This window comes from Klebsiella sp. PL-2018 (genome assembly GCF_019048985.1).
GTDB classification, from domain to species: domain Bacteria; phylum Pseudomonadota; class Gammaproteobacteria; order Enterobacterales; family Enterobacteriaceae; genus Klebsiella; species Klebsiella michiganensis.
This window is the reverse complement of sequence record NZ_CP077673.1, coordinates 4,943,397-4,969,216: the sequence shown is the minus strand read 5'-3', so window position 1 is coordinate 4,969,216 and position 25,820 is coordinate 4,943,397. Positions and strand designations below refer to the sequence as shown.

Sequence of the window (25,820 nt, the reverse complement as noted above, 5' to 3'; positions counted from 1 at the left end):
GTTTATTTAATGTGCGACGGTCTGCGCCCCGGTTGGTACGCGGACGTGCTTGTACTTAAACAGCGCCACAAAGGCAAAAGCCAGAACCAGCGAATAGCCGGCGAAAATCAGCCACACGGTTTGCCAGTCGGTGATCCCTTCGACGGTAAAGTGCTCCACCACTTTACCGCTTACCATCCCGCCAAGTATGCAGCCGAAGCCGTTGGTCATCATCAGGAACATCCCCTGCGCGCTGGCGCGGATTTCCGGGCGAACCTCTTTTTCCACAAACACCGAACCCGAGATGTTGAAGAAGTCAAAGGCGCAGCCATAAACGATCATCGACAGCACCAGCAGCACGGTGCCGAACGGGGTCGGGTCGCCGTAAGCGAACAGGCCGAAGCGCAGCATCCACGCCACGATACTAATCAACATCACGTTTTTGATGCCGTAGCGGCTGAGGAAGAACGGGATGGTCAGGATGAACAGGGTTTCCGAGATCTGCGAAATCGACATCATCACCGAGGCGTGCTGTACGATAAAGCTGCTGGCGAACAGCGGATCTTTATCAAAGCTGTGCAGGAAGGTGTTGCCGAACATATTGGTGATTTGCAGTTCGGCGCCCAGCATCATCGAGAAAATAAAGAAGATCGCCATACGTTTGTTTTTAAACAGCGCGAAGGCATCAAGGCCCAGCATGGCGGTCCAGCTCTGGTTTTTCTGCTGATTGGCCACCGGAATATGCGGCAGCGTCAGGGTGAAGAGCACCAGCAGCAAGGAGAGCGCCGCGCCGATATAGAGCTGCATATGGCTCAGTTCAAAGCCGGAGAAGCTGACGCCCCACATGGCGAGGATAAAACCAATGGTGCCCCAGATACGAATCGGCGGGAAATCGGTCACGATATCCATATCCGCAGACTGTAGGCGGTAGTACGAAATGGTGTTAATCAGCCCCAGCGTTGGCATATAGGCCAGCGAGTTGAGCAGGATGACGAGGAACATTTCCCCCGGCGTGGTGACCTGGGCGGCGAGCCACAGCGTCAGCGCGCCGACCAGATGGCAAATGGCATAAACCCACTTGGCGCTGATCCATTTATCGGCAACGATACCGAGCAGCGTCGGCATAAACACTGCGGCGATACCGAGTGAGCTATAGACCGCTCCGATGGCCGCACCGTCGAACTTGAGGGTGACGAACATATACGAGCCGAGCGTGGTCAGCCAGCTTCCCCAGAGGCAGAACTGCAGGAACGACAGTACTTTGAGCTGCAGCTTAAGATTCATGTTTTGATCCTCACGGATATAGAATTGTTTTGTGTTTTAAATAACATTTATGGCGTTATTTTGGTTGGATTCTATCATTTATGCGATGGATGCTTTTGTTAACTGCCGCAGAAAATCGCAAAACAGTTGCGCAACTCTATTGTGTATAGCAGAAGGAATACGCCCTTGAGGAAACAAGGGCGCTGGAGGGAGATTACCTGCGGCGGTAGCCTTTCTGCGCAGAGTTAACCTTATACAGATAACGACGCGACTCGGCGGAGGGGTGACGGCTGGTGATGGTCTGATAAACATCTCCCGGCGTCATGTTGTTGATGATATTCGCCGCCTGAACCTTATCGCTGGAGAAGACCCGCAGTACGCTGCCCGCGCCGCCGTTATAGGCGGTGATGACCGCATAGCGACGCGAGGTCGGGTTGGTGATGCCGGACAAATAGACGTTGTTCAGCATCGCCAGATAGGCGGTGCCGGTGTCGATGTTATTGACCGGATCGAACAGATAGCTGCGGCTCGGCAGGCCTGATTTGCCCTGCGAACGGAATACGTCCTTCCCGGCGCTGTGCTGCACCACCTGCATCAGCCCCAGCGCGTCGGCGTGGCTGACCGCATAGGGGTTAAAGGAAGATTCGGTTTGCATAATTGCCAGGATCAGCGATTCATCAACGCCGTATTTGCGCGATGCCTGACGGACCATGCCAATGTATTTATGCGCGCGTTTGTCGAGGTGGTTCGGCACCAGGTTGATGGTGATGCTGTAGATCATGCGCGGGCCGTTGCTGCGGCTTTTCAGGCGCGTTTGCAGCAGATAGTCGGCGAAGCGCGAGGCGCGCCACTCCCAGCGAATCGACTCGCCGGTGTTATCCACCACCTGACCGTACAGGAACGGCTCTTTTGAAATCTGAATATCATCGACGTCGGAATAGAGGTCGATGGAGTTCGGGTCGTCGCCCATCAGCAGGGTTTTAATAATCGCCTGGCGCAGGCGCCCGGCCGGGTCGGTGCCGGCGATGGTTTCGACGGTAATCGTCCCCGCATCAAAGTTGATATGGCTGCGGGTCTGATACTGGTCGGTGTATTTGACGTAGTCCTTCGGCCCGGCGAGCAGAACTTCGTTATAACCCCAAATATTCTCGATGTTATGGGCGAACTGGCCCATCAGAATGTCAAAGCCGTTGGTGTCCTTTACCCACGCCTCGTTGTACTCGGCGCCTTTTTTGGTTGAGCTGGAACACGAAACGAGCAAAGGCGCAATCAGCGCTAGCGCTAAGTATTTTTTCATCATTCCGGGAGTGCGTGTTGTGTTTATTGTTGTAAAGGGCCGTCAGGCCCTTACTGTTTTTCTGGCGGCGTGTAGCCTTCGATGTGCACGTCTTTACCTTCAAACAGGAACTGAACCATCTCCTGCTCCAGCAGTTTGCGATGCTCCGGGTTCATCATGCTGAGTTTTTTCTCGTTGATCAGCATCGTCTGCTTATGCTGCCACTGGGCCCAGGCTTCTTTGGAGATTTCGTTATAGATGCGTTTGCCCAGCTCGCCCGGGTACAGCTGAAAATCCTGGCCCTCGGCTTCACGCTGCAGGAAAGTACAAAAAATCGTTCTGCTCATTCTTAATCCTCTTTAATCGCCAGAAAGCTAAACCGGTGCTCCGGCTTTTAACTGTTGCAACAAGCGCTCCACGGGAGCCGCCAGACCGACGGACGGCGGCTGCGCTAAGTTATACCAGAGTGCGCCCCCTTCATCCATGCATGCGCCGGATGAGTGCACTGTAAGCCACATCGGCACAATATCCAGATGGAAATGGCTGAAAGTGTGGCGGAACGCGGTTAATTGCGTCAGATTATCGGTCTTAATCTGACGCTGGGCCAGCCACGCCCGCAGCGCATCTTCATCCTCAAACTGCGGGAAGCAGAACAAACCGCCCCATAAGCCCACCGGCGGGCGCTGGGAGAGGAACACCTCGTCGCCGTGCTGCATCAGCAGGAAATAGCCGGTACGCTCGGGGATCGTCTGTTTCGGTTTTTTGCCTGGGTATTGAGCCCATGAATGATTTGCGTAGGCCACGCAGCCGTTATTCAGCGGACAGAGCTCGCATTTTGGCTTAGAGCGGGTACACACCATCGCCCCGAGGTCCATCATGGCCTGGTTAAAACGCTCGACGCCTTTGGCCGGCGTGACGTCCTCGGCGATCTCCCACAGGCGTTTCTCAACCTCTTTTTTCCCCGGCCAACCGCTGACAGCATAGCAGCGCGCGAGCACGCGCTTCACGTTACCGTCGAGAATCGGATAATGCTGACCGAGAGAAAGGGATAAAATCGCGCCGGCGGTAGAGCGGCCCACGCCCGGCAGCGCGGCGACTTCATCGAAGGTCTGCGGGAATTTGCCGTCGTGCAGGGTGGCCACCTGCTGCGCCGCTTTATGTAAATTGCGCGCGCGGGCGTAATAGCCAAGTCCGGTCCACAGATGCAGGACTTCATCGAGGGGCGCGTTCGCCAGGTCGGTAATCGTTGGGAAACGCGCCATAAAGCGTTCAAAATAGGGGATGACCGTCGCCACTTGTGTTTGTTGCAACATCACCTCGGAGAGCCATACTTTGTAGGGCGTCTTGCCGATTTGCCAGGGCAGGGTTTTACGCCCGTATTTGTCGTACCAGTCCAGCACCTGGGCTGAAAATTGCGCGGCGAGAAAAGTCAAAGCTACGGCTCCGGGATAGCGATTATAAGGTGGCAGATTGCAGCACAAGGGCGAGAGGCTGTAAACCCTTGCATCCGCCGGGTAACTTTGGATAATGCCCGTTTTCCGAACACTCTCACAAGCAGACTTAACTTTTATGAAAAACGACGTCATATCTCCGGAATTCGATGAAAACGGCCGTCCGCTGCGCCGTATTCGCAGCTTCGTCCGTCGTCAGGGCCGCCTGACCAAAGGTCAGCAGCACGCGCTGGACAATATTTGGCCGGTGATGGGCGTTGAATTTAACGATGCGCCACTCGATTTCGCCGCGCTGTTTGGCCGTGAGGCGCCGGTCACGCTGGAGATCGGTTTCGGTATGGGCGCTTCGCTGGTGGCGATGGCGAAAGAGAAGCCGCAGCAGAATTTCCTCGGCATTGAAGTGCACTCGCCGGGCGTCGGCGCCTGCCTGGCGTCCGCCGAAGAAGAGGGCGTGCAGAACCTGCGCGTCATGTGCCACGATGCGGTGGAAGTGCTGCATACGATGATTCCGGATAACTCCCTGAGCATGGTGCAGCTGTTTTTCCCTGACCCGTGGCACAAAGCGCGTCATAATAAGCGCCGTATCGTTCAGCCGCCTTTTGCCGAACTGGTGAAAAGTAAACTGAAGCTGGGCGGCGTCTTCCATATGGCGACCGACTGGGAGCAATATGCCGAGCATATGCTGGAAGTGATGTCCTCGCTTGAAGGGTATCGTAACCGGTCTGAAAGCAACGACTATGTGCCGCGCCCGGAATCGCGCCCGGTAACCAAATTTGAACAGCGTGGCCATCGTCTTGGCCACGGCGTATGGGACTTAATGTTCGAGAGGGTGAAATAATGGCAACGAATCGTAGCCGTCGTCTGCGTAAAAAAATGCATATCGACGAGTTTCAGGAAGTGGGTTTTTCCGTCGCGTGGCGTTTCGCGGATGGAACCAGCGAAGAGCAGATCGACCAGACCGTTAACGATCTGATTGATGAAGTGATTGAGCCTAATAAGCTGGCCTTTGACGGCAGCGGTTATCTTTCCTGGGAAGGCCTGATCTGCCTGCAGGAAATCGGCAAATGCACCGAGGAACACCAGGCCATCGTACGTAAATGGCTGGAAGACCGCGGGCTTGCCGATGTACGCACCAGCGAACTTTTTGATATCTGGTGGGACTAAGTTTGACAAGGGTCGGCAACTGCCGGCCCGTTTTGTCTGAAGGGAGTTAAATGATGCGCAAAACGCTGTTGGCATTGGCGCTTTCCGTCACCGCTTTGTCCGCGCATGCGGACTACCAGTGTAGCGTCACGCCGCGTGACGATGTCATCCTCAGCCCGCAGCAGGTGCAGGTAAAAGGCGAAAACGGCGATCTGGTGATTAAGCCGGACGGCAACCTGACCTTTAACGGTAAAGCGTATTCCCTGAACGCCGCTCAGCGCGAGCAGGCTCAGGACTATCAGGCTGGCCTGCGCAGCAGCCTGCCGTGGATTGATGAAGGCGCCCGCACGCGGGTAGAAAAAGGCCGCGCCGCGCTGGATAAAATTATTACCGAACAGGTGGGGGCCAGCAGCAGCATGCATAGCCGCCTGACCAAGCTTGATGCGCAGCTGAAAGCGCAAATGAGCCGCATAATTGAACATCGTAACGATGGCCTGACCTTCCACTATAAAGCCATCGATCAGGTGCGCGCCGACGGCCAGCAGCTGGTAAATCAGGCGATGGGCGGCATTCTGCAGGATAGCATCAACGAGATGGGGGCGAAGGCGGTTCTTAAAGGCGGCGGTAACCCGCTGCAGGGGATCCTCGGCAGCCTTGGCGGCCTGCAAACGGCCATTCAGGATGAATGGAAAAACCAGGAAGCCGATTTCCAGCAGTTTGGTAAGGATGTCTGCAGCCGCGTGGTCTCCCTTGAGGAGAGCCGCAAAGCGCTGGTGGGGTCGTTAAAGTAAGTTTTATTTCGCTACCTGCGCCCGCAGGTAGCGATTATGGTCAGTCGATCACATCAGCCCCAGCAGCTGCGGAATAAACAGCGAGATCTGCGGGATATAGACAATCATCATCAGCGCGATCAGCAGGGCGGCGTAGAACGGCAGCAGCGGTTTGATGAGCTGCTGAATTTTAACGCCGGAAATGGAGCAGCCAACGAACAGCGCGCTGCCTACCGGCGGCGTCAGCAGACCGATGCACAGGTTGGCGACCATCATGATGCCGAAATGCACCGGGTCCATCCCTAAATCCTGCGCGATGGGCAGGAATATCGGCGTGAAAATCAGCACCGCCGGGGTCATGTCCATAAAGATCCCAACGATTAACAGCACGATATTAATCAGCAGCAGTATCACCACCGGGTTTTCTGACACCCCCATTAGCGCATCGCTTATCATGTAGGGAATGTCGGCGTTGGTCATCGCCCACGACATGCCGACGGAAAAGCCGATCAGCAGCAGCACGATAGAGGTCATCACCACCGATTCAAGGATCAGCTTCGGCAGATCGCGCCATTTCACTTCCCGATAAATGAGCACCGACAGGATAAAGGTGTAGACCACGGCGATAGCCGACGCTTCGGTAGCGGTAAAATGCCGCCGAGGATCCCGCCCATCACAATAATCACCAGCAGCAGGCTGGGCAGGGCGTCGAAAAACGCTTTTGCCGCCTGGGCGCAGGTAGGGCGTTCAGAAACCGGATAGCCGCGACGTTTAGCAATGACGGCACAGACCACCATAATAGCCAGGCCCATCAGAATGCCCGGCAGATAGCCGGCCATAAACAGCGACGCGACCGACACGCCTCCCGCCGTCAGGGAAAAGACGATCAGCACGTTTGACGGCGGAATAAGCAGGCCTGTGATGCACGACGAGACGTTCACCGCCGTGGAGAAAGCCGGATCGTAGCCTTTCTGCGTCTGAATGGGGTTCAGCGTGCCCCCTACCGCGGCGGCGGCGGCGACCGCCGAGCCTGAAATCGAGCCGAACATCATGTTTGCCAGCACGTTGACGTGGCCCAGAGAGCCCGGTACGCGTCCGACCATCACCTGAGCCAGATTGATTAAGCGTATGGCAATCCCGCCGCTATTCATCAGCGTACCGGCAAAGATAAAGAATGGAATCGCCAGCAGGGCGAAGTTATCGAGGCCGTTCGCCAGGCGCTGAGAAACCGTAATCACCGCGATATCCCACGGGAACATCAGCAGCATTGAACCGACGGTGGCGATGCCGATGGAGAAGGAGATAGGTACGCCAATAAAAACCAGAATAAAGAAAGAGCCAAATAGCATCAGTGCGATATAGCTGTCCATTAATTTGCCCCCGCTTCAGCGTGCTTCATGTTTTTTAGCCCATTGCTGACAAAACATACTGCGTAAAACATCATAATGAGGCCGGTTAACGGCAGGATCAGATAGACGTAGCCCATGGGGATCTGCATTGCCGCTGAGACCTGGGAGGTCGACAGCGTTTTTTCAATCAGCTTCACGCCGCCGGTCACAATCACCGATCCGGCAAAAATAAAGATCAGCAGATTAATGATGACGCTGAGCAGCGCCTGCCTGCGGGGAGGGAGCGTCATCGCCAGTAAGTCGATAGCCAGATGACGCTGGGCGCCGACGGTATATGCCGCACCCAGTAGCCCGACCCAGATCATCAAAAAGCGCGCCAGCTCGTCGGTCAGGGTGCTGGGCTGGTTGAGTACGTAGCGGCTGAACACCTGCCAGACGACGCAAACAACCAGCGCAATCATAACGGCGACGGAGAATGCGGCGATCGTGCGGTCCACCGCCAGCTTTATGCGGTTAAGTATCATCATTGTTTTCCCGATGAAAGCGGGCCAGCGGCTGGCCCGCTAAGTGTTATTCGGCGGCAGCTTCAAATTTGGCCAGCAGGGCGGCCTGCTTCGGATCTTTTTTGAAGTCATCAAACAGTGGCTGCACGGCGGCGCGGAACGGCGCTTTATCCACTTTGATAATTTCGCCGCCCATGGCTTTGGCCTGCGCGCGGGTGTCGGCGTCGATCTTGTCCCACAGTTTTTGCTGATACGCTTCGGAAGCTTTCGCCGCCTTGATCAGGATTTGCTGCTGATCCGGCGTCAGTTTGCCCCAGGTTTTACTGGAGATAACGAGGAAATCCGGGATGGAGGCATGTTCATCTTCTGAGAACACTTTCGCGATTTCGATATGGCGCGTTTGCACCCAGGAAGGCACGTTGTTCTCCGCGCCGTCCACCACGCCCTGCTGCATGGCGGTATAAACTTCACCAAAGGAAATAGGGGTTGGCGAACCGCCCATTAATTCGACCATTTTTAAGGTTGTCGGGCTGGCCTGGACGCGGATCTTCAATCCTTTTAAATCTTCCGGTTTAGTGATGGGCTTTTTGGCGTAAAAACTGCGGGTCCCGGCAACATAGGCGGAAAGCGCAAAGAATCCTTTATCTTTCGTGGACTCCATAATTTCCTTGCCCACGTCACCAAAGACGACTTTATTGAAATGATTCTGATCTTTAAACAGGAACGGTAAATTATATATCGCGTAGACGTTATCGAATGATTCCAGATCGCTGGCGGAACCTTTGGTCATATCCAGCGCGCCGTTTTGTAATAGCTCCATCGTTTCGCGCGCGCTGCCCATCTGGCTACTGGGATATATACGAATCTTCATATCACCGTTGGAAAGTTGGTTAACCTCTTTGGACATCGCCTCAAAGGCCTGATGGACAACGTGGCTACGTTCGAGGTTATGTGCCAGTTTTAACGTGACTTTTTCAGCTGCGCTAGCGCCGGAAGCGAGCAGGGCAAGCAGAGATACACACGCCAGAGAACGAGAAAAAGAGAGTTTTTTCATGAGTCGGCTCCATGCACTTAGGGTAATTGGTCAATATCTTAAAGAGTATTCTTTGTTTCTGTATGACATATTATCCTTGTTGTCGTACATCTTTAAGCTGTCTGACTCACACTTTTTCGCAATCAGGCGATCAAATACGTATTTTTGTGCGGTAGGTTATATTTATTTTTAATAAATGAATGTGAATTTATTTTTATTGGAAATGTTGAGCTGAGATGATTCGGAAATAACGATATTAATATTTCGGGAAAAACGAATAATTAATTATCCCGTTATTTTTATAACGGGATAAGCATAGCGAGGTTTATTCGCTGAGGAATAATTCGAGAAGGGAGTTCAAAAAGAGCTTACCGTGCTCGGTAATTTGCCAGCAGCGCTCATCTTCCGTCAGATAGCCCTCAGCAATGGCGGCATCGATTTGCGGACGGATTGTACGCTCATCAAGCCCGGTGTAGCGGCTAAATTCATCTCGCGGCGCCGCTTCCAGCAGGCGGAAACGGTTCATAAAGAACTCGAACGGCTTATCCGCATCTTCCACATCATGCTGGCGCTCCAGATAACGGCCTTCCATATAGCCGCGCGGGTGGCGGGTTTTCGCCGTCCGCAGAATGCGCCCGTCCGGGAAGGACACTTTGCCGTGCGCGCCGCAGCCAATGCCCAGGTAGTCGCCAAAGCGCCAGTAGTTCAGGTTATGCTGGCACTGATATCCCGGCTTAGCGTAGGCGGAGGTTTCATATTGTTGATAGCCCGCCGCGCTGAGCAGGCTGTGCCCCTGCTCATAAATATCCCACAGCGCGTCGTCGTCCGGCAGGGTCGGCGGACGCGAGCCAAACAGGGTGTTTGGCTCAATGGTCAGCTGATACCAGGAGAGATGCGGCGGATTGAGCGCAATCGCCTGACGCAGGTCGTCCAGCGCCTCTTCCAGAGACTGATCCGGCAGACCGTGCATTAAATCGAGGTTAAAGCTGCGCAGTCCCAGACCGCTTGCCAGGTTTGCCGCGCGTTTGGCTTCCTGTGGCCCGTGGATGCGCCCGAGACGCTGGAGCTTCTGTTCGCTAAAGCTCTGTACGCCGATGGAGATGCGATTAATACCCGCGCGCTGATACTCGACAAAACGATCCGCTTCTACGGTGCCGGGGTTGGCTTCCATCGTGATTTCCGCGTTGTCCGCCAGGGGAAGAGCTTCCCGCACGCCGTCGAGCAGGGTTTGCATCGCCGGGCCTGAGAGCAGGCTCGGCGTACCGCCGCCGATGAAAATAGTCCCGATTTCACGTCCCTGCGCATAGTGGGCGTCGGCCCGCAGATCGTTCAGCAGATGCTGAACGTAGTCGTCGTGCGGTACCTCGCCCTTCAACGCATGCGAGTTGAAATCGCAGTACGGGCATTTCTGCACGCACCACGGGATGTGAATATAGAGGCTCAGGGGCGGCAAATTAGCCATTACGTAAGGCTTCCAGTAACAGTTTGAGCGCGCGTCCGCGGTGGGAAATGGCGCTCTTTTCTTCACGGCTCAGCTCCGCTGCGGTTTTACCTTCCGTCGGAACAAAGAATATCGGGTCGTAACCAAAGCCGCCGCTGCCTGCGGCTTCGCGAGCGATGATGCCCGGCCAGCTGCCGTGGCAAACCAGCGGGGTGGGATCTTCCGCATGGCGCAGATAGACCAGCACGCAGTGGAATTGCGCCTGGCGCCGATCGTCAGGCACGTCGCGCAGCGCGTCGAGCAGCTTTTCGAGATTGCGCTGGTCGGTCGCGTCTTCGCCGGAATAGCGGGCGGAATAGATGCCGGGCGCGCCGCCTAACGCATCGACGGCCAGACCTGAGTCATCGGCGATGGCCGGGAGGCCGGTAATCTGCGCGGCATGACGCGCTTTCAGAATGGCGTTTTCGATAAAGGTCAGGCCGGTTTCCTCTGCGGAATCCACGCCCAGTTCGGTTTGCGCCACGATATCGAGGCCAAAATCTGCCAGCAGCGAGGCCAGCTCGCGCACTTTCCCGGGATTGCCGGTGGCGAGAACAACTTTTTGCATATGAGATCCTGTTTATTCTTTCAGGGCGGCGACCCCATCGGGGATCTGCTGCGGATGAATGATTTTTATCTGTTTGTGGCGGCCCAGTTCGCCTTTCTCAATAAGCACCTGGCTTTTCGCTACGCGAAACTGTTTGGCGAGGAATTTTACCAGATGGGCGTTGGCCTGGCCGTCAACGGGAGGCGCGGTAATGGCGACTTTAAGCTCGTCGCCATGTAAACCAACGATGCTGTCGCGGCTGGCCTTAGGCTGAATATACAGCCGTAAGACCAACCCATCAGCGCAGGCTTCGACGGCACTCATAGCGCCATCCACAGCCCCGGAAGCAGAACGTTGCCGGTAGCCTGCAACAGTTCGGCGATACCCATGTTGATCACGTACAGCAGCAGAACCAGCACCATCGGCGAGAAATCAATGCCGCCCATCGATGGCAGCAGTCTGCGGATCGGACGCAGCAGCGGATCGGCCAACTGCATCAGGACATATTCCACCGGGCTGCGTCCCTGGCTTACCCAGCTCATGATTGCCATGAGCAGGAGAACCCAGAATATCAGCGAGCCGACGGTTTTAATGAGGATCAGCAGCGCGGAGATCCAGATAATCGGCTGGAAGGTGACGACCATAAACAGCACGATAGCTTTCACGACGCAGAGAATAAAGGCGACCAGCAGGGAGGCGCTGTCGAGCGGCCCCATCGCCGGGATAATACGGCGCAGCGGCCCAACGACAGGCTGCGTAGCCTTGACCACGAACTGCGAAAACGGGTTATAAAAGTCGCAGCGCGCCCACTGCATCCAGACGCGTAACAACACGACCATTGTGTAAAGCTCAATGACCGTTGAGAGCAGGAAAGTCAACGTCTTCATGGCGTTCCTCAGATTCCTTATTTTTTGCTGTAGTCGCGCGCGCCGAAAATTGCGGTTCCGATGCGCACCATAGTGCTTCCCGCCGCGATGGCGGCTTCCATATCATCCGACATTCCCAGCGACAACGTATCGACGGTAGGGTAGTGCGTTTTTAGCCGCGCAAATGCTACCGCCATTTGTTGGGCGACGGCAAACTGCCTTACATATTCTGACTCTGGCGCGGGAATGGCCATTAAACCGCGCAGCTGCAGATTCGGCAGTTTCGCGATCTCTGCCGCCAGCGCGTCCAGCTCGTCAACGGGAATGCCCGACTTGCTCTGCTCATCGCTAATATTTATTTGAATCAGTACGTTAAGCGGCGGCATTTGCGCAGGTCGCTGTTCGCTAAGGCGCATGGCGATCTTCAGGCGATCGACGGTATGGCACCAGTCAAAATGCTCGGCCACCAGACGGCTTTTATTGGACTGCAGCGGCCCTATAAAGTGCCACTGTAGCCCGGTTGCGCCCTTTTCCTGAAAGTAGCGGATTTTCTCCACCCCTTCCTGAACATAATTTTCGCCAAACGCGACCTGGCCTGCGGCCATCGCTTCTTCGATAGCGCCCGCAGGTTTCGTTTTACTGACTGCAAGCAATGTAACTTCTTCTGGAGCACGGCCGCAGCGTGCGGCAGCGGCTGAGATTTTGTCCCGGACCTGTGCCAGGTTATGCGCAATATCGTTCATATACCGAGGATGAGTTATGGAACTGGAAGAAATAGTGGCCCTTAGTGTAAAGCATAACGTCTCCGATCTACACCTGTGCAATGCTTCAACGCCGCGCTGGCGTCGCCAGGGCAAGCTGGAGCCCGCGCCGTTTACCTCTCCGGATATTGGCAAGATACTCGCTGATTGGCTCAACGCCGAGCAGCTCGCCCAGTGGCAGGCCTGCGGACAGGTCGATTTCGCGCTGGCTCCGGCCGGCGGACCGCGCCTGCGCGCCAGCGCATTTGTCCACAACCGCGGTCTGTCGCTGGCCCTGCGTCTGCTGGCGGAAACCTGTCCGCAGCTGGCGGATCTCGGCGCGCCGGCCGCCTTAACGGAGCTGCTCAATGAGGAGAGCGGGCTTATCCTGGTCACGGGCGCCACCGGTAGCGGGAAATCCACCACCCTGGCGGCGATGGTGGGCTATCTTAATCAGCGCCTCAATGGCCATATCCTGACGCTGGAAGATCCGGTTGAGTTTATTCACCGCAGCGAGCGCTGCCTGATCCAGCAGCGGGAAATAGGTCGCCACTGCCCCTCATTTGCCGCGGCCCTGCGCGCTGCGCTGCGTCAGGACCCGGATGTCATTCTGCTAGGGGAACTGCGTGACAGCGAAACGATCCGCCTGGCACTGACCGCGGCGGAGACCGGACATCTGGTTATGGCGACGCTGCATACGCGCGGCGCGGCACAGGCGGTTGAAAGGCTGGTGGATGTTTTTCCTGCCCATGAGAAAGAGCAGGTTCGTAGCCAGCTGGCGGGAAGTTTATGCGCGGTGCTGGCACAAAAATTGTTTCCGGATACTGCTGGCGGAAGAGTTGCGCTATACGAGCTTTTGGTTAATACCCCGGCGGTGGCGAATTTGATCCGCGAGGGGAAAACGCATCAGCTGCCCGGCGTGATGCAAACCGGGCAGCAATTCGGGATGCAAACTTTTACGCAAAGCTTTCAGCAACGTACGGCTGCGGGTCTTTTATAGCTGCATCTTTTATATTCAGACATCATACCAATGGCTTGTTATGATAATGTTTTATTAATGTTTGGTATCATTATTTTATATTACAAATAAGTACCTAAAATTAAGCCGAATAATGCACGCTATGAAAAACGAATTGACATAAACCTCCCATAACCAGGAAAAAAGTTTGATAATCTTTTGACTCTCTTAAGGCATTCGATTTATGCTGTTTACAGGGATAGGAAAATTCCCATGGAATAATGTTTCAAGGTGTAAGTTTGGTTTGAATTTATAAATACACCAGCGATCGTATTCTTGTTAATTCATTTAACCGCTATGAAGGCGGGAATCAACTAAGGAGAGTTTTAAGTGATTAATTTATCTGAGAATTCGGCTTTTTCTCACCAGGTTACTTTTATTACTCACCCCTCTATTCAAAGCAAAGCATTCGCAACCTGGCTGGCTGAGAAGTTATCTGCATCAGTCGTTCTGCAAAATATTAACAAACCCCTCGCGCAGCGTCTTTTGAAAGATTCTGTAATATTATTTGATATTGCAGTTTCAAATAAAAAGTTGAATAGCGTATGGCGTGACATTATTCGTCTGCAGGCGGATAACCCCCGTTTATTGATTATCAATAGCGCGCAAAAGTATGAGCTCTACGAAATGGCGCAGTGGCCAGCGCTGTACGGCGTTTTCCGTCATGACGATGATGAATCGCGCTTAATTGAGGGCGTTAAGGCTGTGCTGAACGGCGAACAGACGGCTGAATTGAGCGTGATGCACCCGGCGATGTATGCTGCGGATCATGTATCGGCGCCTGCGGAAAATTCACCGCTGACCGAGCGTGAATGTGAAATCCTGAATGAACTTCGCTGCGGGGCGACCAATCTGGATATTGCCCGCGCGCTGTTTATCAGTGAAAACACGGTGCGTACCCATCTGTACAACGTGTTCCGTAAGCTAAGCGTGAAGAACCGGACTCAGGCGGTCAGTTGGGCGAATGAGCATTTGCGCCACTAAAAATGAAATCAGGATGATGGCGCCTGCCGCTGCGGTAGGGCGCCATCATTGATGTTCAGAAACTTTGCTCGAAGTAGCTTTCCAGAATAATGACTGCAGAAGCGGAATCCACGCTGCCTTTATTGAGCGCCCGGAATCCACCGTGTTCGAATAGCCCGGCTCTGGCTTCAACCGTGCTCAGACGTTCATCATGCAGGGTTATTTGCACGCCGAAGCGGCCGTGGATTTTATTCGCGAAGTTGCGTGCGCGCGCGGTGAGGGGCTGTTCCGTACCGTCCATATTCAGCGGCAGGCCGACAATCACGGCTTCGGGCTGCCACTCTTTCAGCAGCTTTTCGATAATATTCCAGTCAGGCTTACCGTCCTGCGCTTTCAACGCGGGAAGGGGGCGGGCAGTGCCTGTGATGCGCTGCCCTACGGCGACGCCAATGCTTTTGGTGCCAAAATCAAAGCCTAAAAAAGTGCCGCTCATTACGCATGCCCCGCTTCGGCTGGCATCGTCACGATATCGATGCCAATGAGCTTCGCAGCATCGCGCCAGCGGTCAGCTATCGGCGTGCTGAACAAAATATTCCGATCGGCCGGCGCGGTGAGCCAGGCGTTATCCAGAATCTCTTGCTCCAGCTGGCCTTTCTCCCAGGAGGCATAGCCCAGCGCAACCAGCACGTTGTCCGGCTGTTTATCCGTACCCAGCGTTTCGAGCACGTCGCGGGAGGTGGTGATCACCGTGTTATCGGAAATACGAATGCTGGAAGAAAAGTCGGAAGGCGGCGAATGCAGTATAAAACCCCGATCCTCGGCCAGCGGGCCGCCAACCATCACCGGTTTATCCAGGCGAATCTCGGGATTGCGCGGTTCAGGCGTGATTTTTAACTTCTCCAGGATCCCTTCAACCTGCAGATTTTCCATCGGCTTATTGATGATGATGCCCATGGCACCGTCATCGTTATACTCGCAGATATAGACTACGGAGCGACGGAACATCGGGTCCTGGAGAGCAGGCATGGCAATTAGAAAGTGATGCTGTAAATTCATTGTCAGAGGTTCTGTTCCTGGTTCAAAAAAGCAGCACCCAGTATGCGGGTAAAGCAAGGGAGTGTCGATTCACTTTATCTTGCAGGCTCAAGGCGCGTTGTCGGTATGAACCTGAGCGTGAATCTCCTGAGCTGGCTCCAGGCTACAGGCTACAGGCGCTGGCCTGTAGCCTGAATAAGCGCTTTATTTATTGAGGCGCTTCTCGATGGCATCCATCAGCATCCCGGTAATGGAAATCGGGAAGGCGGCTTCGATTTCACGTACGCAGGTGGGGCTGGTGACGTTAATTTCCGTCAGGCGATCGCCAATGATATCCAGACCGACGAAGATTAAGCCTTTGGCCTTCAGCGTCGGGCCCACGCGGCGGGCGATAGCCCAGTCGCTTTCGGTCAGCGGGCGCGCTTCGCCACGACCACCGGCCGCAAGGTTACCGCGGGTTTCGCCGCCCTGTGGGATACGGGCCAGGCAGTAAGGAACCGGCTCGCCGTCAACCACCAGCACGCGCTTATCGCCATCTTTAATGGCCGGCAGATAGTTCTGCGCCATGCAGTAGCGGCTGCCCAGCTCGGTTAGCGTCTCGGTAATCACGCCGAGGTTGGGGTCACCCTCTTTAACGCGGAAAATGGAGGTGCCGCCCATACCGTCCAGCGGTTTGAGAATGACATCGCCATGTTTTTCCCAGAAGGCTTTCAGCTGGGCTTTATTACGGGTGACCAGCGTTTCCGGGGTCAGCTCGGAGAACCAGGCGGTAAACAGCTTTTCGTTACAGTCGCGCAGGCTCTGCGGCTTATTGACGATCAGCGTGCCTTGCTCTTCGGCGCGTTCGAGGATGTAGGTCGCGTAGATAAACTCGGTATCGAACGGCGGATCTTTACGCATCAGAATGACGTCAAGGTCCGCCAGAGGCAGATCCTGTTCGCCGTTGAACGCGTACCATTTATCGTAGTTCTGCTCGACGCTCAGCTTACGCGTACGGGCGCGGGCTTCGCCGTTGATTAAGTACAGATCGTTCATCTCCATATAATGGAGTTCATAGCCGCGACGCTGCGCCTCCAGCAACATGGCGAAGCTGGTGTCTTTCTTGATGTTGATGGTTGCGATGGGGTCCATCACGATGCCGAGCTTAATCATTGTTCTTCTCCGTTAACGCTTCAACCTAAGTCGCCAAAACGCACCTGCAGGGCGGTAATGGCAGTGAGCGCAGTTGTCTCTGTACGCAGAACGCGCGGTCCCAACAGGATATCAGTAAACTGGTAGCGAGCGGTCATCGCTATCTCTTCTGCCGAAAGCCCGCCTTCCGGGCCAATCAGCAGCCGGATACGTTCGACCGGCAGCGGCAGCGTATTAATGCTGGCGCTGGCGCGAGGGTGCAAATTAAGCTTCAGGCCCTCGTCCTGCTCCGCGCACCAGGCTTCAAGCTGCATGGCGGGGCGGATCTCCGGCACCACGTTGCGGCCGCTTTGCTCGCAGGCGGCAATGGCGATTTTTTGCCACTGCTGGATCTTCTTCTGCAAACGTTCGGCGTCCAGTTTAACGCCACAGCGCTCGGAAAACAGTGGCGTTATGAGGCTTACGCCAAGTTCGATCGATTTCTGGATGGTGAATTCCATTTTTTCGCCGCGGGACATCACCTGGCCTAAATGGATATGCAGCGGGGATTCACGGTTATCCATTTTGCTGCTCTGAACGTCAACCAGAACGTTTTTCTTACCTGCCTCGACAATGACCGCCTCGAAGACCTGATTGCTGCCGTCAAAAAGCTCAATTGTCTGGCCTTTACCCATGCGTAAAACGCGACCGACGTGGTTGGCCGCGTCGTCGGAAAGAGCTATCTGGCTACCCGTGGTAATCGGTTCCGGGTGATGGATGCGAGGAATGCGCATGCTTGATATTCCGTTCTTTGCGCAGATATTCTCCTCCCCATGACAGGGGAAGGAGTGAAGCTGCAAATTAACAATTGCCGCTAGTGTAGGTTAGCTCTTTTGCGCCTGGCAAGCCTGCAGGACGTAAGGATTATGGTTGCCCTGAACTTTTGCAATACGCGCGTCGCGTTCGCACTCCCAGGTTGTTACCGGGTACAGCTTATCCCAGGCGGTAAACAGCTGGGTTTGCTGGCGGGAAAGATTGAGCTGGTAGCGGTCGCGCATATAGAAGTAGGTTCTGGCGATAGCGCCCCGGGCGCGAGCCGGCGGCTCGGCAACTTTATCTTTAAAATCAACCTTCATCGCGCACTGGCCGTACTGGCCTTCGCCGCCGTTCCACTGGCTGTACATAAAGTTGGCGCGGTCGCCGTTGACCTCACCGACCGCCGGCTGCAGGTTATGCATGTCGCTTTCCATCTTGCGGTATTCCGGATCTTTAGCGCAGTTTTTACGCCCGCCGTCCTGCCAGCATTGACGCTGATGGCCAAACTGCCACGCGGGAACCACATGCTCCCACTCGACCCGGCTGGCGCGATTTTCATTTTTACGCACTTTATAGCCACAAGATTCCAGGTCGATAACCCCCTTTTTTCCCTGCCAGTTGATTTTACAGCCGCAGTAGAAATCGCCGGGGGCGTCGGCATTGACCTTGACCCCAGCGGTCTTGGCCTGAGAAAAACTGTTGATTCCTTCCGCTGCAAGCGGTGCGCATACCGCCGCGCTGAGAAACGCGGCAGCAAAAATATGAATACGTGACATCGTTAACTCCGTGTCAATACGAGCCCGCAACGTATCGAATGTGATTGCCAGACGCAATCAGTCAGATCAGAAAATTTCCAGTTATTTCCGGAGATTACTTTTCCGCCACCAGAACATCTCCGCAGCGCACGCAGCGATAGGTGGCCTCCCCGCGCATCACGCGATTGTGGCGGCGGACGGTAAGCTGGTGCTGCTGGCACTGGCAGCGGTAGGGGAAGGTATTTTTACGCACTGAATCGAGTTCGAAACGATGGGTGCGCAGAGCCGGAACGCCCAGCACGCTTTCCATCATCCATTTCCACTCTTTGCCGTGCGGCGCCACGCGGCCAAAGTGCTTCCATACCAGCAGGTGGGCCAGCTCGTGCGGCACTACTTCATCAATAAACGCCTGCTGGTTTTCCAGCAGCAGCACCGGGTTAAGGCGGATTTCATTTTTCTCCAGCCAGGCGGTACCGGCGGAGGTTCCCCGCTGCTGATAAACCAGCACCGGTTCAGGGTAATGTCGTTCCAGCTTGAGGTTCGCTTTGGCAAGATTTTCCCGCAGGCTGCGCATAACGGCCTGTTGAAGGGCAATGGGAATTCGGGGTGTTTTCATAGCGCCAGAGGATAGTGCGGCGGGATGAGGAGAGCAAGAAGAAGCTTCCTCCCGGGAAGGAGGAAGCGGGTTAGTCTAGTCGCGCGCGCCGATTTCGCGCAGCTTACGGCCTTTCATCAGGTTACGTTCGATATGTTCCAGCGAAACGTTTTTGGTTTCCGGGATCAGCCACAGGGTCAGGAAGATGAACAGGATGTTCAGGCCGCCATAGACCCAGAAGGTGTTGGCGCTGCCCAGCGAGTTCAGCATGGTCAGGAAGGTCGCGCCGACGATCATGTTGGCAATCCAGTTGGTGGCCGTTGAGCAGGTGATACCGAAATCACGCCCTTTCAGCGGCTGGATTTCGGAGCACAGCACCCAAATCAGCGGGCCGGCGCTCATCGCAAAGCCAACGATAAACATCAGCAGCATCAGGACGGCAAAGTACTGCGCCGTGGCGGAGTGGATGCCGATATGCATCATGCTGCCCAGTACGCCCATGCCGAGCGCCATAACGATAAAGCCGAGGATCAGCGTCGGCTTACGGCCCCAGCGGTCAACCAGTCCGATGGCGATAAAGGTCGCCAGAACGTTGGTCAGCCCCACGATGACGGTTCCCCACATCTGTTCGGTGGTGTTGGTATAGCCCGCCAGTTCAAAAATCTTCGGCGCGTAGTACATGATGACGTTCATACCGGTGAACTGTTGCATCACCTGCAGCAGGACGCCGAGGAATACCGCACGGCGGAAGTTGCTGTTTTCTTTAAACAGCGACCAGCCGGACTGTTTTACCTTCAGGCTTTCGCGGATCTCATCCAGCTCGCGTTTCGCTTCAGCGCTGGTGTCGCGCAGGCGCAGCAGGACGCGTTCGGCGTCGACAAAGCGGCGCTTAGCGGCAAACCAGCGCGGGCTGTCAGGCAGGAAAACCACGCCAATCAGCAACAGCACCGCCGGGATAATAATCACCCCGAGCATCCAGCGCCAGGCGCCGATGTAGCTGAATGCCGTATCGGAAAGATAGGCGCCGAGAATACCAATGGTAATCATCAGCTGATACATCGAAATCATGCTGCCGCGGATTTTTTCCGGGGCGATTTCAGACAGATACAGCGGGGCGGTGTAGGAGGCGACGCCCACGGCCAGGCCGAGCAGCACGCGGGAGAGCAGCAGCACTTCCACGTTCGGTGCGGCGGCGGAGAACAGCGAGCCGGCAACGAACAGGATGGCGCCAATCATCAGGCTTTTTTTACGCCCGAGTTTGAAGGAGAGCCAGCCGCTGCCCACTGCGCCGACGGCGGCGCCGAACATCATAGAGCTGACCACCCACTCCTGAGTATGGGCGCTTATCTGGAACTCGTTGGCAATAAAGGGTAAGGCACCCGCAATAACACCGATATCAAGGCCGAACAGCAGGCCAGCCAGTGCGGCAAGGAAACAGACAAAGAACGTCATCGTCTTGTTGGAACGCCCTTGTTTTTTGTTGTCAGGCATAACGCCCTCCGGTTGAGTTATTGATCTTGTCGATGCGTAGGGTATGTAAATACGTCGTAAAAAAATGTGATAGTAATCACGGCTGTGTAATCGGTTACACTAGAGTAAAGAAACGTAATGACTATAAACGCATTTAAATCAGTATATTAATTAAGTTTAGCTCAAGAAATTAAAAGCGCTAATCGGACTTTACTGAAATATTGTGTAACAAAGTGAAGTCTTATTACATTTTGCATGCAATAACGGAAAAGGTTTGCTCTGCATATGATGTAATCGCTTCCATAAAAGGGAGTTGCAGGCGGTATGCCGGGCGACTGAGGGGCGTAAAATAAAAAGGCCAGCGTGAGGCTGGCCTTGAAAGCGAGGAGAGCGGCGTCTTATTTCAGACCGGACGCTTCGCGCAGCTGGGCCGCTTTGTCGGTTTTTTCCCACGGGAAATGCTCGCGGCCAAAGTGGCCGTATGCCGCCGTCTCTTTGTAGATCGGGTGCAGCAGATCCAGCATCTGAATCAGGCCATACGGACGCAGGTCAAAGAACTCGCGCACCAGCAGGGTCAGCTGCTCAGAAGGCACTTTTTCGGTACCGAAGGTTTCAACCATGATTGAAGTTGGCTCCGCCACGCCGATGGCGTAGGAAACCTGGATTTCGCAACGATCGGCCAGGCCAGCGGCAACGATGTTTTTCGCCACATAGCGCGCCGCATAGGCCGCAGAACGGTCCACTTTAGACGGATCTTTACCGGAGAAAGCGCCGCCGCCGTGACGAGCCATGCCGCCGTAGGTATCAACGATGATTTTACGCCCGGTCAGGCCGCAGTCGCCCATGGGGCCGCCGATAACAAAACGGCCGGTTGGGTTGATAAAGAATTTGGTCGCGCTATTCAGCCACTCGGTCGGCAGAACCGGTTTGATGATCTCTTCCATCACCGCTTCCTGCAGCGATTTCTGATCGATGCTTTCGGCGTGCTGTGTGGAGAGAACGACCGCATCAATACCAACAACTTTGCCGTCGTCGTACTGGAAGGTGACCTGGCTTTTCGCATCCGGGCGCAGCCACGGCAGGGTGCCGTTTTTACGCACTTCAGCCTGACGCTGCACCAGACGGTGCGCATAGGTGATCGGCGCCGGCATCAGCACGTCGGTTTCGTTAGTGGCGTAGCCAAACATCAGGCCCTGGTCGCCCGCGCCCTGTTCCAGCGGATCGGCACGGTCAACGCCCTGGTTGATGTCCGGAGACTGTTTACCGATGGCGCTCAGCACCGCGCAGGAGTTGGCGTCAAAGCCCATATCGGAATGCACGTAGCCAATTTCACGGACCGTGTTGCGGGTGATCTCTTCGATATCAACCCATGCGCTGGTGGTGATTTCACCACCGACCAGAACCATACCGGTTTTGACGTAGGTTTCACATGCTACGCGCGCTTTCGGATCCTGTTCGAGGATCGCATCCAGCACGGCGTCGGAGATTTGGTCAGCAATTTTGTCGGGATGCCCTTCTGATACGGACTCTGACGTAAAGAGGTGTTTTGCCATGTTTTATTTCACCTGTGGACGATTCGGGTAGCTCATACTGTTGTGTAGAATGGCTTTGACGGATGACTCTACCAAAGCTTGCAGGTAGTGACACGAGCAGTCTGAGTGTTAATCAGTATAGATGGATTAACTTCTGGACGGCTATTTTAGGGCAGTTCTTGACCCCATTTCCAGCCTTTTTTGATATTCGTCGCATTTATAGAAAAAGGGCAGTGGCAATTTTTCCTGACAATACCCGGCAACGCGCATATTTTTATTTTGCTTTTTACCCCGCTTCTCGGTATAAAACGCCGCGCGCGGCTCATTAAAACAGCGCACGAGCACTCACCTCGTGACGCCACTTCCAGCCGGGTTAAGCAGTCTCTATTGACAGAGTCCCGCAGCGGCGTTTTCGCTGGCTGTCCGGAACCTATAGCTTTGGCTTGTCGCTGGCCCGACTCGGGGCAGTGTGGAGGTGATACCAGATAATGAACCCACGTTTTTCGCCTGATTCGTCGCGTCGTTCCGTCGCGCGTCACTACTCCTCAATCCGCATCTCTCTCATGCAAACCAGCCGATGTTCTACCCATCTCGGCGCTTCTCAGGATTCCCGGGCCGGCAGGCTGCTGGAAAACTGAACAAGGGCGCTCTTGCGATAGCAAGGGTTTTCTCGTGGTTTCTCCGGACTGTCATACTCCGTTCGGGTACGTGTTTTACGATGATATGAATAAGAAACCGGTCGCTCAGCCGCAAGACCAGCACTATCTACTGGGATTTCGGACTGTTTATGGGTTGTTATCGCTTCTTCGGATTGCGATAGTAGTCAACTGTTTTACACTTGTTACTAAAATTTGAGGTTCGCTATGTCTGACGACATGTCTTTATCTTCGCCTTCGTCAGCAGGCGATCACGGTGTACTACGTTCCATGCAGGAGGTTGCGATGAGCTCCCAGGAAGCCAGCAAGATGCTACGTACTTACAATATTGCCTGGTGGGGTAATAACTACTACGACGTTAACGAACTGGGCCATATTAGCGTCTGCCCGGATCCTGACGTCCCGGAAGCGCGCGTTGACCTTGCCGAGCTGGTGAAAGCGCGTGAAGCTCAGGGGCAGCGCCTGCCTGCGCTGTTCTGCTTCCCGCAGATTTTGCAGCACCGCCTGCGTTCGATTAACGCCGCCTTTAAACGCGCGCGCGAATCTTATGGCTATAACGGTGACTACTTTCTGGTTTATCCGATCAAGGTTAACCAGCATCGCCGCGTGATTGAATCGCTGATCCACTCCGGCGAGCCGCTGGGTCTGGAAGCGGGCTCTAAGGCCGAGCTGATGGCGGTACTGGCGCACGCCGGTATGACCCGCAGCGTGATTGTCTGTAACGGTTATAAAGACCGTGAATATATCCGCCTGGCGCTGGTGGGCGAAAAGATGGGCCACAAGGTCTATCTGGTCATCGAGAAAATGTCCGAAATCGCCATCGTGCTGGAAGAGGCCGAGCGGCTGAACGTGGTGCCGCGTCTCGGCGTGCGCGCGCGTCTGGCTTCGCAGGGCTCCGGTAAGTGGCAGTCCTCCGGCGGCGAAAAATCCAAATTTGGCCTCGCGGCGACCCAGGTTCTGCAGCTGGTTGAAATTCTGCGCTCAGCCGGGCATCTGGACAGCCTGCAGCTGCTGCACTTCCACCTTGGCTCGCAGATGGCCAATATTCGCGATATCGCCACCGGCGTGCGTGAATCGTCGCGTTTCTACGTTGAGCTGCACAAGCTGGGCGTGAATATTCAGTGCTTCGACGTTGGCGGCGGTCTCGGCGTCGACTATGAAGGGACCCGTTCGCAGTCCGACTGCTCGGTGAACTATGGCCTGAACGAATACGCCAACAACATCATCTGGGCGATTGGCGATGCCTGTGAAGAGAACGGCCTGCCGCACCCGACGGTGATCACCGAATCCGGCCGCGCGGTCACGGCGCACCACACCGTGCTGGTATCGAATATTATCGGCGTTGAGCGTAACGAATATACCGAGGCGACCCCGCCCGCGGAAGACGCCGCGCGTCCGCTGCAAAGCATGTGGGAAACCTGGCAGGAGATGCAGGAAACCGGCAATCGCCGCTCGCTGCGCGAATGGCTGCACGACAGCCAGATGGATCTGCACGATATTCATATCGGCTACTCCTCCGGCACCTTTAATCTTCAGGAGCGCGCCTGGGCCGAGCAGCTGTATCTCAATATGTGCCATGAAGTGCAGAAACAGCTCGATCCCAGCAACCGCGCGCATCGCCCAATTATCGACGAACTGCAGGAGCGTATGGCGGATAAGATCTACGTCAACTTCTCCCTGTTCCAGTCGATGCCGGACGCCTGGGGTATCGATCAGCTATTCCCGGTGATGCCGCTGGAAGGGCTGAATATGGTGCCGGAACGCCGCGCGGTGCTGCTGGATATCACCTGCGACTCCGACGGCGCGATTGACCACTATGTGGATGGCGACGGTATTGCGACCACCATGCCGATGCCGGAATACGATCCGGAGAACCCGCCGATGCTGGGCTTCTTTATGGTAGGCGCCTACCAGGAGATCCTCGGCAATATGCACAACCTGTTCGGCGATACGGAAGCCGTCGACGTGTTTGTCTTCCCTGACGGCAGCGTCGAAGTGGAGCTGTCTGATGAAGGGGATACCGTCGCGGATATGCTGCAGTACGTGCAGCTCGATCCGAACACGCTGTTGACCCAGTTCCGCGATCAGGTGAAAAAGACCGATCTCGACGCTGACCTGCAGCAGCAGTTCCTTGAAGAGTTCGAAGCCGGTTTATACGGCTACACTTATCTGGAAGACGAGTGATCTATGCCCTCTCCGTAGCGGAGAGGAAAGAGGGAGAGAGAGGCCTGGTTCACCACTTGCCAGACTCACTTGAACGCGTAGACATTTACGGCGATAATTCGGCCAACTAAGCAGTAAACTCATTCAAACCCTTCCTCGTCGGGCCTAACGACGCGGAAGGGTTTTTTTATATTTGTATTTCAATACAACGACTGTAAAAGAGGTCATACCCATGAGCACCTTAGGTCATCAATACGATAACTCCCTGGTATCCAACGCATTTGGTTTTCTGCGTCTACCGATGAATTTCATGCCGTACGACAGCGATGCGGACTGGGTCATCACCGGCGTACCGTTTGATATGGCGACCTCCGGACGCGCGGGCGGCCGTCATGGCCCGGCGGCGATCCGCCAGGTGTCGACGAACCTTGCGTGGGAGCACAACCGCTTCCCGTGGAATTTTGACATGCGCGAGCGCCTGAACGTCGTGGACTGCGGCGATCTGGTTTACGCCTTTGGCGACGCGCGTGAAATGAGTGAAAAGCTGCAGGCCCACGCGGAAAAACTGCTGGCGGCAGGAAAACGCATGCTCTCTTTTGGCGGCGACCACTTTGTGACGCTGCCGCTGCTGCGCGCTCATGCGAAGCACTTTGGCAAAATGGCGCTGGTGCATTTCGACGCCCATACCGATACCTACGCCAATGGCTGCGAATTTGACCACGGCACCATGTTCTACACCGCGCCCAACGAAGGCCTGATTGATCCGCATCATTCGGTGCAGATCGGTATCCGTACCGAGTTTGATAAAGACAACGGCTTCACGGTGCTGGATGCGGGCCAGGTAAACGATCGCAGCGTTGACGATGTGATTGCGCAGGTGAAACAGATCGTCGGCGATATGCCGGTGTACCTGACCTTTGATATCGACTGCCTGGATCCGGCGTTTGCCCCGGGTACCGGTACGCCGGTGATCGGCGGGCTGACCTCCGATCGTGCGATCAAGCTGGTGCGCGGCCTGAAGGATCTGAACATCGTCGGCATGGACGTGGTGGAAGTCGCTCCGGCCTACGACCAGTCCGAAATCACCGCCCTGGCGGCGGCGACGCTGGCGCTGGAAATGCTCTACATTCAGGCGGCGAAAAAAGGCGAGTAATTAGGTCGCTCACAGCGTGCGTTTTCCTCGAACGACCTGGAGGCGCAGTGCTTGCACCGGCCTAAGAATAAGTGCAGATTGTGTTGCCGGGTAAGGTGTGAGCCGCTACCCGGCATACCGATAAGCTCCCCCAATTCTGTTTGTTATGCCACTT

General features: G+C 55.3%; 28 protein-coding genes and 1 pseudogene. 9 read left to right on the top strand and 20 right to left on the bottom strand.

Features of this window, described 5'->3' with window-relative positions; genetic code table 11:
- Window positions 1–6: 6 nt before the first annotated feature.
- From MKleb_RS23360 to mutY, 4 genes are all read right to left on the bottom strand, one after another.
- The gene (locus MKleb_RS23360) at window positions 7–1,263 is read right to left on the bottom strand and encodes a nucleoside permease (protein ID WP_009651814.1); all 1,257 of its coding nucleotides are present in this window, start codon (window positions 1,261–1,263) and stop codon (window positions 7–9) included.
- Window positions 1,264–1,456: 193 nt separating this feature from the next.
- On the bottom strand, window positions 1,457–2,539 hold the full coding sequence (gene mltC, locus MKleb_RS23355) for a membrane-bound lytic murein transglycosylase MltC (protein WP_014226844.1): 1,083 nt from the start codon (window positions 2,537–2,539) through the stop codon (window positions 1,457–1,459).
- 50 nt (window positions 2,540–2,589) lie between these two features.
- On the bottom strand, window positions 2,590–2,865 hold the full coding sequence (locus MKleb_RS23350; RefSeq protein WP_004854175.1) for an oxidative damage protection protein: 276 nt from the start codon (window positions 2,863–2,865) through the stop codon (window positions 2,590–2,592).
- Window positions 2,866–2,892: 27 nt separating this feature from the next.
- Entirely contained in the window at window positions 2,893–3,951 is a 1,059-nt protein-coding gene (gene mutY, locus MKleb_RS23345; protein ID WP_025105936.1) for an A/G-specific adenine glycosylase, read from the bottom strand.
- A 136-nt stretch (window positions 3,952–4,087) separates the two neighbouring features.
- On the opposite strand from mutY, the gene trmB reads away from it, so the two are divergent.
- Genes trmB through MKleb_RS23330 form a run of 3 tightly spaced genes read left to right on the top strand, consistent with a single transcriptional unit; the run spans window position 4,088 to window position 5,903 of the window.
- On the top strand, window positions 4,088–4,807 hold the full coding sequence (gene trmB / locus MKleb_RS23340) for a tRNA (guanosine(46)-N7)-methyltransferase TrmB (RefSeq protein ID WP_004854170.1): 720 nt from the start codon (window positions 4,088–4,090) through the stop codon (window positions 4,805–4,807).
- The gene (locus tag MKleb_RS23335; RefSeq protein ID WP_004854168.1) at window positions 4,807–5,133 is read left to right on the top strand and encodes a YggL family protein; all 327 of its coding nucleotides are present in this window, start codon (window positions 4,807–4,809) and stop codon (window positions 5,131–5,133) included. The genes trmB and MKleb_RS23335 overlap by 1 nt, the downstream gene beginning before the upstream one ends.
- A gap of 50 nt (window positions 5,134–5,183) precedes the next feature.
- Entirely contained in the window at window positions 5,184–5,903 is a 720-nt protein-coding gene (locus MKleb_RS23330) for a YggN family protein (protein ID WP_009651812.1), read from the top strand.
- 48 nt (window positions 5,904–5,951) lie between these two features.
- Here the strand turns inward: MKleb_RS23330 and MKleb_RS23325 are convergent.
- The 8 genes and pseudogenes from MKleb_RS23325 to MKleb_RS23290 form a co-directional block, all read right to left on the bottom strand.
- Window positions 5,952–7,252, bottom strand: a pseudogene (locus MKleb_RS23325) (TRAP transporter large permease).
- Window positions 7,252–7,755, bottom strand: coding sequence for a TRAP transporter small permease (locus MKleb_RS23320; RefSeq protein WP_014226842.1), 504 nt, complete (start codon window positions 7,753–7,755; stop codon window positions 7,252–7,254). The pseudogene MKleb_RS23325 and the gene MKleb_RS23320 overlap by 1 nt, the downstream one beginning before the upstream one ends.
- A gap of 46 nt (window positions 7,756–7,801) precedes the next feature.
- Entirely contained in the window at window positions 7,802–8,788 is a 987-nt protein-coding gene (locus MKleb_RS23315; protein ID WP_025105937.1) for a TRAP transporter substrate-binding protein, read from the bottom strand.
- A gap of 304 nt (window positions 8,789–9,092) precedes the next feature.
- The gene (gene hemW / locus MKleb_RS23310; RefSeq protein ID WP_025105938.1) at window positions 9,093–10,229 is read right to left on the bottom strand and encodes a radical SAM family heme chaperone HemW; all 1,137 of its coding nucleotides are present in this window, start codon (window positions 10,227–10,229) and stop codon (window positions 9,093–9,095) included.
- On the bottom strand, window positions 10,222–10,815 hold the full coding sequence (locus tag MKleb_RS23305) for an XTP/dITP diphosphatase (RefSeq protein WP_004854157.1): 594 nt from the start codon (window positions 10,813–10,815) through the stop codon (window positions 10,222–10,224). The genes hemW and MKleb_RS23305 overlap by 8 nt, the downstream gene beginning before the upstream one ends.
- A 12-nt stretch (window positions 10,816–10,827) precedes the next feature.
- Entirely contained in the window at window positions 10,828–11,118 is a 291-nt protein-coding gene (yggU, locus tag MKleb_RS23300; RefSeq protein ID WP_004854155.1) for a DUF167 family protein YggU, read from the bottom strand.
- Window positions 11,115–11,681 carry a YggT family protein gene (locus tag MKleb_RS23295; RefSeq protein ID WP_004105714.1) on the bottom strand — a complete coding sequence of 189 codons (567 nt, stop codon included), beginning with the start codon at window positions 11,679–11,681 and terminating at the stop codon, window positions 11,115–11,117. The genes yggU and MKleb_RS23295 overlap by 4 nt, the downstream gene beginning before the upstream one ends.
- 17 nt (window positions 11,682–11,698) lie before the next feature.
- Window positions 11,699–12,403 carry a YggS family pyridoxal phosphate-dependent enzyme gene (locus MKleb_RS23290; protein WP_025105939.1) on the bottom strand — a complete coding sequence of 235 codons (705 nt, stop codon included), beginning with the start codon at window positions 12,401–12,403 and terminating at the stop codon, window positions 11,699–11,701.
- A gap of 16 nt (window positions 12,404–12,419) precedes the next feature.
- On the opposite strand from MKleb_RS23290, the gene MKleb_RS23285 reads away from it, so the two are divergent.
- Both MKleb_RS23285 and MKleb_RS23280 read left to right on the top strand, forming a co-directional pair.
- Complete coding sequence (locus tag MKleb_RS23285; RefSeq protein WP_025105940.1) at window positions 12,420–13,400, top strand: type IV pilus twitching motility protein PilT; 981 nt, start codon at window positions 12,420–12,422, stop codon at window positions 13,398–13,400.
- A 348-nt stretch (window positions 13,401–13,748) separates the two neighbouring features.
- Entirely contained in the window at window positions 13,749–14,402 is a 654-nt protein-coding gene (locus MKleb_RS23280; protein WP_014226837.1) for a LuxR C-terminal-related transcriptional regulator, read from the top strand.
- A 55-nt stretch (window positions 14,403–14,457) separates the two neighbouring features.
- Here the strand turns inward: MKleb_RS23280 and ruvX are convergent, their stop codons facing one another.
- From ruvX to metK, 8 genes are all read right to left on the bottom strand, one after another.
- Entirely contained in the window at window positions 14,458–14,874 is a 417-nt protein-coding gene (ruvX, locus tag MKleb_RS23275) for a Holliday junction resolvase RuvX (RefSeq protein ID WP_014226836.1), read from the bottom strand.
- Complete coding sequence (locus MKleb_RS23270; RefSeq protein ID WP_014226835.1) at window positions 14,874–15,437, bottom strand: YqgE/AlgH family protein; 564 nt, start codon at window positions 15,435–15,437, stop codon at window positions 14,874–14,876. Before MKleb_RS23270 ends, ruvX begins: the two co-directional genes overlap by 1 nt.
- Before the next feature lie 183 nt (window positions 15,438–15,620).
- Window positions 15,621–16,568 carry a glutathione synthase gene (gshB, locus tag MKleb_RS23265; protein WP_014226834.1) on the bottom strand — a complete coding sequence of 316 codons (948 nt, stop codon included), beginning with the start codon at window positions 16,566–16,568 and terminating at the stop codon, window positions 15,621–15,623.
- A 20-nt stretch (window positions 16,569–16,588) separates the two neighbouring features.
- A complete protein-coding gene (gene rsmE, locus MKleb_RS23260) occupies window positions 16,589–17,320 on the bottom strand; it encodes a 16S rRNA (uracil(1498)-N(3))-methyltransferase (RefSeq protein WP_025105941.1) in 732 nt (243 codons plus the stop codon).
- 90 nt (window positions 17,321–17,410) lie between these two features.
- Window positions 17,411–18,118, bottom strand: a complete 708-nt coding sequence (gene endA / locus MKleb_RS23255; RefSeq protein WP_014226832.1) for a deoxyribonuclease I — start codon at window positions 18,116–18,118, stop codon at window positions 17,411–17,413.
- Window positions 18,119–18,212: 94 nt separating this feature from the next.
- A complete protein-coding gene (locus MKleb_RS23250) occupies window positions 18,213–18,713 on the bottom strand; it encodes a SprT family zinc-dependent metalloprotease (protein ID WP_025105942.1) in 501 nt (166 codons plus the stop codon).
- Window positions 18,714–18,788: 75 nt separating this feature from the next.
- Window positions 18,789–20,183: a sugar porter family MFS transporter gene (locus tag MKleb_RS23245; protein WP_025105943.1), complete on the bottom strand. Its 1,395-nt coding sequence runs from the start codon at window positions 20,181–20,183 to the stop codon at window positions 18,789–18,791.
- Window positions 20,184–20,560: 377 nt separating this feature from the next.
- Window positions 20,561–21,715: a methionine adenosyltransferase gene (gene metK / locus MKleb_RS23240; protein ID WP_014226830.1), complete on the bottom strand. Its 1,155-nt coding sequence runs from the start codon at window positions 21,713–21,715 to the stop codon at window positions 20,561–20,563.
- Between the two features lie 467 nt (window positions 21,716–22,182).
- Here metK and MKleb_RS23230 point away from each other — a divergent pair, with 467 nt between their 5' ends.
- The 4 genes from MKleb_RS23230 (at window position 22,183) to speB (ending at window position 25,666) form a co-directional block, all read left to right on the top strand.
- Window positions 22,183–22,332: a hypothetical protein gene (locus MKleb_RS23230; protein WP_155774231.1), complete on the top strand. Its 150-nt coding sequence runs from the start codon at window positions 22,183–22,185 to the stop codon at window positions 22,330–22,332.
- 85 nt (window positions 22,333–22,417) lie between these two features.
- A complete protein-coding gene (yqgB, locus tag MKleb_RS23225; RefSeq protein WP_075210876.1) occupies window positions 22,418–22,549 on the top strand; it encodes an acid stress response protein YqgB in 132 nt (43 codons plus the stop codon).
- An 8-nt stretch (window positions 22,550–22,557) separates the two neighbouring features.
- Window positions 22,558–24,534: a biosynthetic arginine decarboxylase gene (gene speA / locus MKleb_RS23220; protein WP_004854144.1), complete on the top strand. Its 1,977-nt coding sequence runs from the start codon at window positions 22,558–22,560 to the stop codon at window positions 24,532–24,534.
- Between the two features lie 211 nt (window positions 24,535–24,745).
- Window positions 24,746–25,666, top strand: coding sequence for an agmatinase (gene speB, locus MKleb_RS23215; RefSeq protein ID WP_004105690.1), 921 nt, complete (start codon window positions 24,746–24,748; stop codon window positions 25,664–25,666).
- The last annotated feature ends 154 nt before the right edge of the window (window positions 25,667–25,820 follow it).

Coding starts and splice junctions, on each gene's coding strand:
- MKleb_RS23360 (WP_009651814.1), bottom strand. CDS start 1,263: ATGAATCTTAAGCTGCAGCTCAAAGTACTGTCGTTCCTGCAGTTCTGC.
- mltC (WP_014226844.1), bottom strand. CDS start 2,539: ATGAAAAAATACTTAGCGCTAGCGCTGATTGCGCCTTTGCTCGTTTCG.
- MKleb_RS23350 (WP_004854175.1), bottom strand. CDS start 2,865: ATGAGCAGAACGATTTTTTGTACTTTCCTGCAGCGTGAAGCCGAGGGC.
- trmB (WP_004854170.1), top strand. CDS start 4,088: ATGAAAAACGACGTCATATCTCCGGAATTCGATGAAAACGGCCGTCCG.
- MKleb_RS23335 (WP_004854168.1), top strand. CDS start 4,807: ATGGCAACGAATCGTAGCCGTCGTCTGCGTAAAAAAATGCATATCGAC.
- MKleb_RS23330 (WP_009651812.1), top strand. CDS start 5,184: ATGATGCGCAAAACGCTGTTGGCATTGGCGCTTTCCGTCACCGCTTTG.
- MKleb_RS23320 (WP_014226842.1), bottom strand. CDS start 7,755: ATGATACTTAACCGCATAAAGCTGGCGGTGGACCGCACGATCGCCGCA.
- MKleb_RS23315 (WP_025105937.1), bottom strand. CDS start 8,788: ATGAAAAAACTCTCTTTTTCTCGTTCTCTGGCGTGTGTATCTCTGCTT.
- hemW (WP_025105938.1), bottom strand. CDS start 10,229: ATGGCTAATTTGCCGCCCCTGAGCCTCTATATTCACATCCCGTGGTGC.
- MKleb_RS23305 (WP_004854157.1), bottom strand. CDS start 10,815: ATGCAAAAAGTTGTTCTCGCCACCGGCAATCCCGGGAAAGTGCGCGAG.
- yggU (WP_004854155.1), bottom strand. CDS start 11,118: ATGAGTGCCGTCGAAGCCTGCGCTGATGGGTTGGTCTTACGGCTGTAT.
- MKleb_RS23295 (WP_004105714.1), bottom strand. CDS start 11,681: ATGAAGACGTTGACTTTCCTGCTCTCAACGGTCATTGAGCTTTACACA.
- MKleb_RS23290 (WP_025105939.1), bottom strand. CDS start 12,403: ATGAACGATATTGCGCATAACCTGGCACAGGTCCGGGACAAAATCTCA.
- MKleb_RS23285 (WP_025105940.1), top strand. CDS start 12,420: ATGGAACTGGAAGAAATAGTGGCCCTTAGTGTAAAGCATAACGTCTCC.
- ruvX (WP_014226836.1), bottom strand. CDS start 14,874: ATGAGCGGCACTTTTTTAGGCTTTGATTTTGGCACCAAAAGCATTGGC.
- MKleb_RS23270 (WP_014226835.1), bottom strand. CDS start 15,437: ATGAATTTACAGCATCACTTTCTAATTGCCATGCCTGCTCTCCAGGAC.
- gshB (WP_014226834.1), bottom strand. CDS start 16,568: ATGATTAAGCTCGGCATCGTGATGGACCCCATCGCAACCATCAACATC.
- rsmE (WP_025105941.1), bottom strand. CDS start 17,320: ATGCGCATTCCTCGCATCCATCACCCGGAACCGATTACCACGGGTAGC.
- endA (WP_014226832.1), bottom strand. CDS start 18,118: ATGTCACGTATTCATATTTTTGCTGCCGCGTTTCTCAGCGCGGCGGTA.
- MKleb_RS23250 (WP_025105942.1), bottom strand. CDS start 18,713: ATGAAAACACCCCGAATTCCCATTGCCCTTCAACAGGCCGTTATGCGC.
- MKleb_RS23245 (WP_025105943.1), bottom strand. CDS start 20,183: ATGCCTGACAACAAAAAACAAGGGCGTTCCAACAAGACGATGACGTTC.
- metK (WP_014226830.1), bottom strand. CDS start 21,715: ATGGCAAAACACCTCTTTACGTCAGAGTCCGTATCAGAAGGGCATCCC.
- MKleb_RS23230 (WP_155774231.1), top strand. CDS start 22,183: ATGAACCCACGTTTTTCGCCTGATTCGTCGCGTCGTTCCGTCGCGCGT.
- yqgB (WP_075210876.1), top strand. CDS start 22,418: ATGAATAAGAAACCGGTCGCTCAGCCGCAAGACCAGCACTATCTACTG.
- speA (WP_004854144.1), top strand. CDS start 22,558: ATGTCTGACGACATGTCTTTATCTTCGCCTTCGTCAGCAGGCGATCAC.
- speB (WP_004105690.1), top strand. CDS start 24,746: ATGAGCACCTTAGGTCATCAATACGATAACTCCCTGGTATCCAACGCA.